Source organism: Paenibacillus sp. FSL R5-0378, from assembly GCF_038009285.1.
Lineage (GTDB): Bacteria > Bacillota > Bacilli > Paenibacillales > Paenibacillaceae > Paenibacillus_AQ > Paenibacillus_AQ favisporus.
Genome location: NZ_JBBPAY010000001.1, coordinates 4,950,274 through 4,962,914, shown reverse-complemented (window position 1 = coordinate 4,962,914; position 12,641 = coordinate 4,950,274). Strand labels below are relative to the sequence as shown.

10 protein-coding genes are annotated in these 12,641 nt (G+C 49.5%); 5 read left to right on the top strand and 5 right to left on the bottom strand.

Going from position 1 to position 12,641, the window contains the following annotated elements; all coding sequences use genetic code 11:
- Window positions 1–40 precede the first annotated feature (40 nt).
- Complete coding sequence (locus MKY74_RS22990; protein WP_076164568.1) at window positions 41–1,216, bottom strand: serine hydrolase domain-containing protein; 1,176 nt, start codon at window positions 1,214–1,216, stop codon at window positions 41–43.
- A 208-nt stretch (window positions 1,217–1,424) separates the two neighbouring features.
- Here MKY74_RS22990 and MKY74_RS22985 point away from each other — a divergent pair, with 208 nt between their 5' ends.
- Both MKY74_RS22985 and MKY74_RS22980 read left to right on the top strand, forming a co-directional pair.
- The gene (locus MKY74_RS22985) at window positions 1,425–1,565 is read left to right on the top strand and encodes a hypothetical protein (protein WP_163875666.1); all 141 of its coding nucleotides are present in this window, start codon (window positions 1,425–1,427) and stop codon (window positions 1,563–1,565) included.
- Between the two features lie 228 nt (window positions 1,566–1,793).
- A complete protein-coding gene (locus MKY74_RS22980; protein ID WP_076164570.1) occupies window positions 1,794–3,176 on the top strand; it encodes an FAD-binding oxidoreductase in 1,383 nt (460 codons plus the stop codon).
- A 100-nt stretch (window positions 3,177–3,276) separates the two neighbouring features.
- Here MKY74_RS22980 and dgoD read toward each other — a convergent pair whose 3' ends face one another.
- Complete coding sequence (gene dgoD, locus MKY74_RS22975; protein ID WP_076164573.1) at window positions 3,277–4,425, bottom strand: galactonate dehydratase; 1,149 nt, start codon at window positions 4,423–4,425, stop codon at window positions 3,277–3,279.
- Window positions 4,426–4,657: 232 nt separating this feature from the next.
- Complete coding sequence (locus MKY74_RS22970) at window positions 4,658–5,557, bottom strand: helix-turn-helix transcriptional regulator (RefSeq protein WP_076164576.1); 900 nt, start codon at window positions 5,555–5,557, stop codon at window positions 4,658–4,660.
- Window positions 5,558–5,725: 168 nt separating this feature from the next.
- Here MKY74_RS22970 and MKY74_RS22965 point away from each other — a divergent pair, with 168 nt between their 5' ends.
- Window positions 5,726–8,323 carry a glycoside hydrolase family 38 N-terminal domain-containing protein gene (locus MKY74_RS22965; protein ID WP_076164578.1) on the top strand — a complete coding sequence of 866 codons (2,598 nt, stop codon included), beginning with the start codon at window positions 5,726–5,728 and terminating at the stop codon, window positions 8,321–8,323.
- A gap of 196 nt (window positions 8,324–8,519) precedes the next feature.
- Here the strand turns inward: MKY74_RS22965 and nspC are convergent, their stop codons facing one another.
- Window positions 8,520–9,647, bottom strand: a complete 1,128-nt coding sequence (gene nspC, locus MKY74_RS22960; RefSeq protein WP_076169227.1) for a carboxynorspermidine decarboxylase — start codon at window positions 9,645–9,647, stop codon at window positions 8,520–8,522.
- Between the two features lies 1 nt (window position 9,648).
- Window positions 9,649–10,887, bottom strand: coding sequence for a saccharopine dehydrogenase family protein (locus MKY74_RS22955; RefSeq protein WP_076164580.1), 1,239 nt, complete (start codon window positions 10,885–10,887; stop codon window positions 9,649–9,651).
- A 664-nt stretch (window positions 10,888–11,551) separates the two neighbouring features.
- On the opposite strand from MKY74_RS22955, the gene MKY74_RS22950 reads away from it, so the two are divergent.
- Together MKY74_RS22950 and MKY74_RS22945 are read left to right on the top strand one after the other, a co-directional pair.
- Window positions 11,552–11,773, top strand: coding sequence for a DNA-directed RNA polymerase subunit alpha C-terminal domain-containing protein (locus MKY74_RS22950; RefSeq protein ID WP_076164582.1), 222 nt, complete (start codon window positions 11,552–11,554; stop codon window positions 11,771–11,773).
- Between the two features lie 27 nt (window positions 11,774–11,800).
- A complete protein-coding gene (locus MKY74_RS22945; RefSeq protein ID WP_084203649.1) occupies window positions 11,801–12,640 on the top strand; it encodes a helix-turn-helix transcriptional regulator in 840 nt (279 codons plus the stop codon).
- Window position 12,641: the final 1 nt, after the last annotated feature.

The window sequence follows — 12,641 nt, the reverse complement described above, 5'->3', positions numbered from 1 at the left end:
CACATGGAGCTCTGCTCCCGTGCGGTTCTTTCGTTTGCCCTTACAAGGTGCTGAACACGATATTACGCAGCTTGCGTGTAATTGGCATCGTGCCGCCATCTTTTTTCTGGATCATAAACAAGATCGTCAGTCCGTCCCGTGGGCTGTTGCTGAAGTAAGCCCCCAGCCAGCCGTCCCAGCCGTATTCGCCCGGGCTGCCGATAAATCCGGCTTTTCCGGGATCGGTCATGATGCGCATCTGGTTGCCATAGCTGTGGCCGCGCAAGGTGTGCCACGTATCGAAGCCTTTTTGCTGCCACTCGGTTAATGCCGCCGACGTCATATATTGAACCGTTCTTGGCTTTAACAGTTGAACACCGTTGAAGCTGCCTTGATTCATCAGCATCGCCGTGAACTTGGCAGCGTCGTCAATCGTGGATGCCAGGCCGGCTCCGCCGGACTCGAATGCCGGATCACGGTCCAGCTGATGGGCGATGCCTAGGTGGCTGTGCGAGTACAGCTTTAAGCCGCCTTCGCCATCATCCTGATAGGTTTTCACAAGGCGCTGCCTTTTTTCTTCAGGCAGCCAGAATCCGGTATCCTTCATGCCCAGCGGCTCGAATATTTCCTTTTTCAAAAATTGTCCGTACCGCATACCGCTCACCGCTTCTACAACCGCACCAAGCACATCGGCCGACGTTCCGTACTGCCAGTACGAGCCCGGCTCGAACGAAAGCGGGATCTGGCCCAGGCGGTTCGCGAACTCCAGCGTGCTCATCGGGTTATCACCGTTCAACCGGCTGCCCAGCTCCTGGAACAATGCATCCGTTTGCTGTCCGCCTTGGTTGGTTCCGCCATATACCAATCCAGATGTCATATTCAATAAATCGTGAATGTTGACTTCCCGGCCGGCCGGAACCAGTTCGCCGTTTTTCTCAACCTGCTGGTTTTTGAAACCCGGAATGTAACGGCTTACAGGATCGAACAAATCGATAGCCCCACGCTCCAGCAGCATCATGATGGAGGTGGAAGTCACCGGCTTCGTCATCGAATATAACCGGAAAATCGAATCCCTTGTTATCGGGCGCCCCGACTCAAGGTCAGCTAATCCGTCTTCATGGTAAAAAACTTCGTTTCCGTCCTTGAGCACCATGAAGTTCGCGCCGGCGATCTCCTTGTTATCAATACTTGCTTTCAGCGTATTTTTCAATAAGTTGGTGATGTTTGGTTCCAGCATGCCTCTGATGACTCCTTCTCGAATAAGTTCACTGCAACGATTGCGGATTTGAAACAACTCGCTATTGAAAATATTAAGCGCTTTTGGAGCGGTTGTATAGTGCCGGGTTCAAAGCAATCTGCAAAAAGGACCCGATTTTAAGTTCGGATGAAGTAACAGGGTATGAAAACAAGGTCAGGCGCTCATGTTATGGATGGAGGTGAGCGTCATGACTGGAAGAAACAACAAGCCAAAAAACGATGGCCCTGCATCTTCGCCAGAACGGCTGGATCAATTTGGAGAGAAGCTGGCTGAAACCGGGGGAAATCAACCGATGAATCCAGGCAAGAAGAGTGGCAAGAACTGCTGAGTGAAGCAGTACCGCAAAAAAACGGCTTCCGTAAAGCGGAGCCGTTTTTCTTTCCTGCATGTTGATTCGCTAAATACACGACATCAGAGGTGACATGATTTTCGGAAAAAGCTAAGGTTACTATCCAAAGCGCCTATAAGGCAGGTGCCGTTGCCAGGTCAATTGCCCCGACATAGGAATAAGCAGATGAGTACAGCTTACTCCATGATCGAGGATGGTGGACATATAATGACACAAAAGCGGAATACAGCCGGTACCCCATTGACCGGAAGAATCGTGGTACCTGGCAATCCGTCTTACAATGCGGCCAGAATGGAATACAACAGGCGCTTTTCCAAGTTTCCACGGATCATCGTGTTTTGCCAACGAACGCAGGACGTTATCAACGCAGTCAAATGGGCTCGTGAGCGAGGCGTACGGTTTAGAGTCCGCAGCGGGAGGCACAGCTATGAAGGATTTTCGTCTGTTAATGGCGGGTTAATTATCGATGTAAGCGAAATGAACAGCGTGAAGGTGGATCGCAAAAACATGGTGGCCCGCATACAAACAGGCAATCCGCTTGCCCGTGTATACAGAAAACTGTGGGATAAGCGGGTATCCCTGCCGGGTGGAACGGCGCCAGATGTGGGCATTGCCGGCCTTACCCTGGGAGGCGGAATCGGGCTGCTCTCGCGAAAGTACGGACTTACCTGCGATAACCTGAAACAGGTGAAGATGGTTGTGGCTTCAGGACGGCGCGGGGCGAAGCCGATCATCGCCAACGAGAAGAAACATTCCGATCTGTTCTGGGCATCACGAGGGGGCGGGGGAGGGAACTTTGGGATTGCTACCGAATATACGTTTCGGGTAAGACCCATCCAGAACGTCTCCATCTACAGCATCACCTGGAAATGGCGCGATCTGGAGAAGGTATTTCCGGCTTGGCAGCGCTGGGCTCCTGCGGTTACGAACCGCTTAACTTCAACCATCGAGGTCGCCGCGAAACAGGTGGGGACCATCGTGTCTACCGGACAGCTGCTGGGAAGCGCGGAAGAACTGCGGCGATTAATCCAGCCTTTGTTGCAAACAGGAAACCCGGTTAAGGTGATGGTAAGGACAGTACCTTTTATCGAAGCGACCCAATTTTTTGCCCAAGGGGATCTCAATCTGGAGCCGAAGTTTAAAATTACCGGAGCATTCGGGTTTAAGCCGCTGCCTCGCGAAGGGGTGCGAGTGATTCGTGATTTTCTGTCCCATGCGCCTAATCAGCATGCTACTGTGTGGTGTCAAAGCTTAGGCGGGGCAGGAAGTGCGGTAAGCCGGATATCCCCGACTGCGACCGCCTATCCACATCGGAAGGCAGAGACAGTCTATGAGCTGTCGGCAAGATGGAGGAACGACGGCGAGCAGCAGCGGAATATCCAGTGGGTGACAAGGTTCCGCAAAGCGTTACGTCCCTTTGTCAAAGGGGATTATGTAAACTTCCCCGATCTGCAAATCAAAAACTGGCCCAAGGCGTATTATGGAGTGAATGTTAACAGACTGAAGCGGGTCAAGCGGAAATATGATCCCCATAATGTATTTCGTTTTGCCCAAAGTATCCCGGTGGGGAAGAAGTCACGGTCAAACTGAGCATACTCGCCAATTTTGAGACAAATAAAGATCGCCCCCCATCGTGAGAGGAACGATCTTTTTGATTTGTTGATCCACATGAGATTCGCAAGGAGCGGTTCTACCACTCGGCTACGCTTCCGTCCTTGTGGCGCCACAGCGGATTTTGCCATTGATGGCCTATTTTCGCCATTTCGCGCACCTTTTCTTCGTTAATCTCGATCCCTAAGCCAGGGCCGTCCGGGATCTTAACGTAACCGTTTTCATAATGGAAAACAGCGGGATCGATCAAATAATCAAGCAGATCATTTCCTTGGTTGTAGTGGATGCCTAAGCTCTGCTCCTGGATGAAGGCATTGTGGGCGGTGGCATCGACCTGTAAGCAGGCGGCCAATGCAATCGGACCTAACGGACAATGGGGAGCAGCCGCGATATCGTAGGCTTCCGCCATGCTGATGATTTTCTTGCATTCCGTGATGCCTCCGGCATGGGATAAATCAGGCTGAATGATATCCACGTAACCGCCGGACAGCAGATGCTTAAAATCCCATCTTGAGAACATCCGCTCTCCCGTCGCAATCGGAGTGGAGGTTAACGATGCGATCTCTTTTAATGCCTCATTATGTTCAGGTAACACAGGTTCCTCTAAAAACATGGGTCGAAACACTTCGAGCTCTTTAGCCAGTACTTTTGCCATGGGCTTATGTACGCGGCCGTGAAAATCGATTCCGATTCCGATGTGGTTCCCGACAGCGGTCCGAATCGCCGCTACGTTTTCCAACACTTTCTCAACCTTGTCAAAGGAATCGATGTATTGCAATTCTTCAGTTGCATTCATTTTGACGGCTTGAAAACCTTTTTTCACACACTCCAGCGCCATTTGTGCCGTTTCGCTTGGGCGATCCCCGCCGATCCAGGAATACACTTTCATCGAGTCCCGGCAAGCGCCGCCGATCAACTGATAGACTGGTGCATGATAGAACTTTCCTTTAATATCCCACAGTGCCTGGTCTATGCCGGCAATCGCACTCATCAGGATCGGGCCGCCGCGGTAGAATCCGGCACGGTACATCACATTCCAGTGATCTTCAATGCGCAAAGGATCCTTGCCGATCAAATAAGTCATCAGCTCCTCGACCGCCGTTTTTACCGTTGCGGCTTTCCCTTCAATAACAGGCTCTCCCCAACCCGCAATGCCCTCATCCGTTTCGACTTTTAAAAATAACCAGCGTGGTGGTACAAGGAATAATTCATAACCTGTAATTTTCATTCATAACCCACCTTATTTCATATTTTTAATGAGCCGCAGAAAAGATTTGCTTTACGTTATCAGATCATCTCACCTCGCATCATGTCATTCCTGTTAGAGTCGAAATCTGCAAATTACGCTGCGATGAACTTGGCTGTATACCAAGAGTATACTAAAAAGTCCGCCAAAAGCGGTCTTTTTTTAATTAGCATTTCGAACAAGAGGGAGCTCACTGGCAGAGTCACGCCCCTGACTATGGTACAAAAACTTCTACCTGCCTCAATCCCTCGCTGATATAAGCTGCGCGGTACTCTTTTGGCGGCGTTCCCGTTAACTGCTTGAACAGCTTAGAGAAATAATGAACTGACGAGAAGCCGTATTTCTCGGAAATTTCCGTGATGCTCAAATGGGAGAACCGCAGATCATCTTTGGCACGGTTAATCCGGAAATGGTTCATATATTGCGTGGGTGATAAGCCGGTGGCCTGATGGAATTTTTCGAAAAAATAGCCGCGGCTGATGTGAAGGTCCCGGAAATACACTTCCAGCGGCTTCACGCTGCCGGTCATCAGGTCTTGATCCAGCCGTTCTAAAAGATGAAGCATTCGCGGATCGGGGATATTGTTCTCCTTGAGAGCGAAGTTGAGGAAGTACTCCATGAACTGCTGGAAATTGGATTGAATCTTCAGGCCCCGATAATAGGTTCGCTCGTTTATGTATTCATTGTTATTAAAAAAAGTCTCAAACCCATCCATCCAGATTCGCAGCTTGCTTACCGTCATCAATTCGGGAATCGGCACAGGAAACGCAGGCCCAATGAGCGAAGGCTGCAGTTGAGAAAGGTCGAAACAGATCATGTTGGGCGTCGAGAAGGCTTCTCTGCGATCGATATACATCCAATCAAAATAGCAGCAATAGTGAACCATTGGCTCTTCCAAATCTGCATACCAGTCGTGAAGCAAGCCCGGCGGCATGTATACAAGAGAACCGGGAACGACCGGGTGGTCTTCTCCCCGAAAGCGAATGATGCCCTTACCCTCGCTGATCAGATAGAGCGATGAAGCGTAGCAAGTACGCGACAGGCTGTTCTGGCCTTTGGAAAATGGATATAGGCAGGCATGGTAGACGTAAGGATGAAGATTGGCAAAATCCATTACAGACCATCTCCTTTTCTCCGAAAAATAGGCATGACGATTGTATAAAAGATATACGTTTCTGTAAATACGCAGCCTACAGAACTTGATACAATTTTTAAGAGATTTATCATTTAACCCTGAAGATGAAGGATGACGAATGCATAAAGTTTTAGGAGCGTGACAGGAATGGCGAAAATCAAAGAAATATTGTGTTTGCACCATAGTCACCTGGATATCGGCTACACGCATCCCCAGCCGTTACTGCTGGAGCTGCAGAAAGACTATATTGATGAAGCAATCCGGCTGTGTCTTCAATCGGAGCATGAGCCCGAGGACTCAAAATTCCGCTGGACCTGCGAGGCCACGTATCCCGTGATGCAGTGGCTGGAGACAGCCGCCTCTGAGCAAATTTCCGATTTCCGCAGATTGCTGCACAATGGACAGATCAGTATAGCTGCACTTCCTATGCATACGACGCCGCTTGTACATACGGATCAGCTTGCACGAATGCTTCAGCCGGTTCGCGAGCTGCGGGAGCGATTTGGCGTCTCCATCAAAACGGCAATAAATCATGATGTCAACGGGCAGCCATGGCCGCTCAGCCAGGTATTGCTCGATGCGGGAATCGAGTTTTATATTACAGGGATTAACGTCCATTTCGGGGGCATACCGCTGCCACGTCCTGCCGTGTTTAACTGGACAACCCCCGACAACCGCCAGCTGCTGACGTTCCTGGGCGAGCATTATTCTCTGTTCAGCCAGTTTTTCCACACGAGTCAGGATGATACCCAGCTGATGGCGCAAGGGATTAGGGACTATATCGACCGTTTGGAAGGAGGGGACTATCCATACGATTTCGTGTACTTAACGGCTACCAATCCGCCGCTGTATGACAATAACTGCCCGGACCCGAACCTGCTGTCGCTGATCCGCCGATACAATGCAGAAGGACATGACCAGAAGGTGATATTCGCGACCCCGGAGATGCTTCTGGAACGGGTTCGCCGGATGCCGAAAGAACAAATCGAGACTCATTCGGGCGATTGGACAGACTACTGGAATTTCGGTGCGGGAAGTTCCGCGAAAGAAACTAAGATCGTTCGCCAAACGAAGCAAAATCTGAAGAAGGCGGATTTTCTTGAAGCGATCCAAGGGGCGCCAAACCTGCAGTACACGAAAGCGAAAACCGAGGCATGGGAGCAGGCGCTGCTGTATGATGAGCATACCTGGGGTTCTTGGGGCTCGGTTAACCTTCCTGACCATCCGCTTTCGATTTCGATGCAGCTGCACAAGAGGGTGACGGCGTACAAATCGGCAGATCTGTCTGCTTACGTGTATGCCAAACAAATGGAAACGGTTGCAGCGAACCCGCTGCAATCCCATGAGCCTGGCGGAGTCATGCTGGTCAACACCTCAAGTGAAACGCAGTATGCAGAGGTCAAGGTCCCTGAATATTACCTCGGCAGCGGTCGTCATTTAGCCGCTTCGCGCGTCATGGATTTCTTGCCGTACATGCAGGAGGTACAGAGCTATAAATCGTATGGAACGGTAGAGATGGCGCCATTTTCGTGGAAAAAGATCCCTTTTGCCCGGCTAGAAGCCCGGCTGACCGCCTCGTCCAACCGTATTTCGGTCACGGAAGAGATGATCGAAACGCCATTTTACCGGATGACATTCAACCCTGTTAGCGGAAGAATTGTGCAGTTATTCGATAAGATACATCAGTGGCCTATGCTCGACGAAAAGAGCCCATGGACGTTATTTGAGTTTGTTCAGGAGTCGATCGACGGACGCCACAATCCTGAGCATCGAAGCACCTTGTTCCCACGGAATGTCGACAAAGGGAATCGCAGCATATCCGTCTGGAATCATGAATGGAAAGCAAAGCGTGCCGGTGCCAACCGGCTGCAAGCTTATTCGGTCGAACAAACCAGTGATTCGGTGACGTATGTCTTGCAGCTTGAAGCGCCGGGGGTTTCCCGGCTGGAACAGCGGATTACCTTTTCTGCCATCCATCCCCGGATCTGTCTTTACGCGTCCATGAATAAATCGGATATAAGGACGCCTGAGTCGATCTATTTCGCCTTTCCGCTGCAGATGGATCAAGGCTGGCGCGCCCATTATGATACAGCCGGCTTGTTAGTCGAGCTTGACAGGGAGCAGCTTGGCACCGCTTGCCGAGACTGGGTGACCGTTGACCAGACGGTATCCATCTATGATCAGCAGAAGGGGATCACCTTAGCTTGTCCCGATGCACCGCTCGTTCAAATCGGCGATTTTCATTTCGGCAAGGAGAGTAAGCAGATCGACCGCCAGGAAAATCCGCTGCTGCTTGCATGGGCCATGAACAATTATTGGGATACCAACTTCTGGGCCAGTCAACCTGGAGAGATCGTTTTGCATTATGAGCTAAGTCCGTTCGGGCAATTTGATCCCGTTGAGGCATATCGTGCGGGCATAGCCGCTGCGGATCCTATAGCCATGAATGCGGCGGTGATGTGTGATCGGGAGGAAGAAGGGCAGTGGTTTAGCCAGTCAAGCGGTACGGTCGTCCTGCTATACGTGAAACCGGCTGTGGATGGGAATGGGTTTATTCTGACCCTGCGAAATGCCGGAACTGAGCCGTCCGAGTATACCTTTAGCGTAATGGATAGAGAAGTCGAGGCTGCCTGCTTGGTTAATCCGCTGGAGGAAGTGGTTCGCCAGATCCCAAGCAGCGGTAAAGATTCACAAATGATCATGCAGCCAGGGGAATTAGCCTATTTGAAGGTTATTCTTAAGTAAGCCTATACGAGGCTTTATCTTAAAAAGAGAACGTTAAACCAAAAAGCCTTAACCCTCTCACAAGGGTTAAGGCTTTGCTTAAGAGATCAGAAAGTATAAGTTTCGGAGCTTCTGATTCCTGATCTCGCAAGAAAAACTTCCTCTAGACGCGGTCTGTCTTCTTTGAAGGTACGTCGATAGACGTTTTTCTTATTCATCAAGCAAGTCTCATCTTGAAATCCTGATAGCCGAACTCGCGCACGACACGGCAGCTGCCGTCTTTCTCCTGCACGGCGATGGCCGGCAGCGGCATGCCGTTGAAGGTATTCGTTTTGACCATGGAGTAGATCGCCATGTCCTCGAATACCAATCGGTCGCCGCTCTGAAGCGGCTGATCGAAGGAGTAGTCTCCGATGACGTCGCCCGTAAGGCAGGTCGGACCGCCGAGCCGGTAGGTGTACGGCTTCTCACCGGCTTCGCCTGAACCGATCAGCGGCGGACGGTACGGCATTTCCAGCACATCCGGCATATGGCAGGTGGCTGAGGTGTCCACGATGGCGATCTCGATGCCGTTGCGATGGATATCCAGCACGGAAGTGACCATATAGCCCGCATTCAGCGCGATGGCTTCTCCGGGTTCGAGGTAGACTTCCAAGCCGTATTTGGATTGCATTCGAGTAATACAAGCCTCGAGTCTCGGAATATCGTAGTCGTCTCTCGTGATGTGGTGGCCGCCGCCGAAATTGATCCATTCCATTTGCGGCAGCCATTGTCCAAACTTATCTTCGACCGCATTCAGCGTGGTTTCCAAATCGTCGGAGTTCTGCTGGCACAGGGTATGGAAGTGCAGTCCCGTAACACCTTCAAGCAGTTCCGGCTGGAAATCCTCCCGCTTCACGCCGAATCTTGACCCCGGGGAACAGGGATCGTAGATTTCATGTCCCACTTGCGTCGAGCATTCCGGATTGATGCGAATGCCAACTTTTCTGCCGGCTGCAAGAGCTTTATCCTTATACTTTGCCAGCTGGGAGAAGGAGTTGAAAATGATATGGTCGCAAATGGAAACAATTTCGTCGATCTCATCTTCACGGTAAGCGGGGGCAAAGACATGATTCTCTTTGCCCATTTCCTCATGGCCCAGCCGTGCCTCGAATAATCCGCTGGCGGTCGTACCGCTTAAGTATTTTCCGATAAGCGGGTACATCTCGGTCATGGAAAAAGCCTTTTGCGCAAGCACGATCTTGGCTCCCGTACGCTGCATGACACCGTTCAAAATGTTCAGGTTTTTCTCAATGAGTTCTTCACTGACTACAAAACAGGGTGTAGGTAACTCCTCGAACCGCATCTTAACGAACAAGCTCCGGCTCTCTTGCTTCTTCAGGCAAGGCGTCAACAAGCACCGGGTTAAAGTCTTCTACCCATGGCAGTCCCCATTTGTTCAGCTCTTCCATGAATGGATCCGGATCGAACTCTTCGACGTTGTATACGCCCGGTTTGTTCCATTTGCCGGTGAGGACCATCGCAGCGCCGATCATGGCAGGAACGCCAGTTGTATAAGAAATTGCTTGGGAGCCGACTTCTTTGTAGCACTCTTGGTGGTCGCAAACATTGTAGACATAGTAAGTTTTATCTTGGCCGTCTTTTTTTCCTTTGAAAATACAGCCGATGTTGGTTTTGCCCACGGTACGAGGTCCGAGGGAAGCCGGGTCCGGAAGCACGGCCTTCAGGAATTGCAGCGGAATGATTTGTTTTCCTTCGAATTCGATCGGTTCGATGGAGGTCATTCCTACGTTTTCAAGCGCCTTGAGGTGCATCAGGTAGCTTTGGCCGAACGTCATGAAGAAGCGGATGCGCTTCAGTCCAGGGATGTTTTGCGCAAGGGATTCCAGCTCCTCATGGTACAGCAGGTACATATCTTTTTGGCCGACTTCAGCGAAGTTATACTCGCGTTTGATTTCCATCGGTTTCGTTTCGATCCATTCCCCGTTTTCCCAGTAGCGGCCGTTAGCGGACACTTCACGGATGTTGATCTCCGGGTTGAAGTTGGTGGCGAAAGGATAGCCGTGATCTCCGCCGTTGCAATCCAGAATGTCGATGTATTCAATTTCGTCAAAATAGTGCTTGAGCGCGTAAGCCGAGAATACGCCGGTAACACCTGGGTCGAATCCGCTGCCGAGCAGAGCTGTAATACCTGCTTGTTCGAAGCGCTCGCGGTATTCCCACTGCCATTTATATTCAAATTTCGCCGTATCTTCCGGCTCATAGTTAGCGGTATCCATGTAGTGTGTTTTGGTTGCCAGGCAAGCATCCATGATCGTCAGATCTTGGTAAGGAAGGGCCAGGTTCATTACGATATCCGGCTTCACTTCGTTAATCAGAGCGATCAGCTCATCCACGTTGTTGGCATCGACCTGTGCGGTCGTAATTTTGGTTTTTCCACCGTCAAGTTTTGCTTTCAGTTCATCGCATTTGGACTTGGTACGGCTGGCAATGCAGATTTCTTCGAAGACATCGCTGTTTTGAACGCATTTATGAACTGCTACAGATGCTACGCCACCGGCGCCGATGATTAGTGCTTTTCCCATTTTTCAATCAATCTCCTCATCCAATTCAATTTTTTCTGTAAAAACGGCAACAAAAAAGCAAGCGAAACACGCACCATGCGCATCACACTTGCTTGATATAGTCAAATAATAAGAAATTCCAATAAGCATGACCGGACAAACCCCTAGTGTGCTTATCAGTCAGCCATAAAACGTTACGTTTCATGGAAGGGCTCTTAATATTCAAATATACTTTGTTAGGATCAGAGTCTATATAGCAAATAATTACTTTTACCACTCTTATTGACCGTTTCACAAGTTGTGTGCGTCAGCACTGGTTATAAAGTTACCAACTTATAAAATTTGAGCTTTTAACTCAATCAATAAGGCAACGAAAGTTGCCAGTCGGCATTTGACCCGGCTGTCCGTATGGCCTTAACTTCCCGAGGGGAAGTGGTCAAAGTTTATCTGCTTGGAAAGATCCTAATATATCCGAATATTTCGCTTTCCAAAATTTACGCTTCTCCATAATAGCAGGATAGGCAATATTGAGCAAGAGGAAATTTAAAACAAATGAGATCGTTTTACACTGGACAAGCTCTGAACGATGTGTATGAGCGTTGAGAATGAGCAAATCAGAAGAAATTGTTACTCCTAATAAGTGTTAATATTGTGGTGACACAAACGTATCGAAGGGGATGAAACCATGGCGAAAAAACATGAGGAAGAGCGTAACCCTGACCAAGGATTTCTGTCACTGCTCGCTTCACCGGCAAGAAACGCACTGCAGCATCACGGGATCACTTCTTTGGAAGAACTCTCCAAATATACGGAAAAAGAGATTTTAAAAATTCACGGAATGGGGCCGAAATCCTTACCCATCCTTAGAACCGCTTTAGAAGAAAATGGATTGTCATTCAAAAGTTGAGAAAGTCCCTGGATCGGAGGCAGCGATGTGGAACCTGCTTATCTGCTGAAATATGAATATTTAAAACGCGTCCCGGTAACGGCAGGGAATTTTCAATCCCACGATCACTATGAAATCTTTTATTTCCATGAGGGCAAAGGGCAATATTTGATCGGCGACAAAATTCATGTTCTCAAACCAGGTACACTCATCGTGATGCATGGTTTGACTCTGCATATGCCGAAGAGCTTTGAAGGACATCCCTATGTGCGGACGCTTCTGAATTTTGATCCCGGTTACTTTCGCGCTGCATCCGAGCATGTATTCTCGATCAATCCCCTGCAGCCTTTCGAAAGACTTCGAAACTACAAAGTTCAGCTCAGCATGGAGGAGCAGGGTGAATTCGAAGAAATGCTGCGTAAATTGAACCGCTTATATTCCGCACCGGATGCCGTCTCCCATGAGCGGTTTCGGGTCTTGTGTCTGGATGCGCTTTTTTTCATTTGCCAAGTGCTGATGAAGCCGGTGACAGAAGAAGCCGGTTTCCCGTCCGAAAAAGAGCAGCACGTTCAGAACGCGTTGTCCTATATCGAAAATCATTATATGACCGATATTCGTCTCGACCAATTGCAAGAGAACCTGCATATCAACAAGTATTATTTGGTGCGCATTTTTCAAGAAGTGACGGGGATGACGATATTTCATTACATTTACAGAAGACGGATCAATCAGGCCAAAATCCTGTTTCTGCTCGACCCGGAGAAATCGGTGACGGATATTTGTTATGAAACGGGCTTTAAAAATCATTCCCATTTCAGCAAGGTGTTCAAGCAATGGGAGGGTAAAACACCGACGCAGTACAGACGCTTGGTAAAAAGTCAATTTTAGA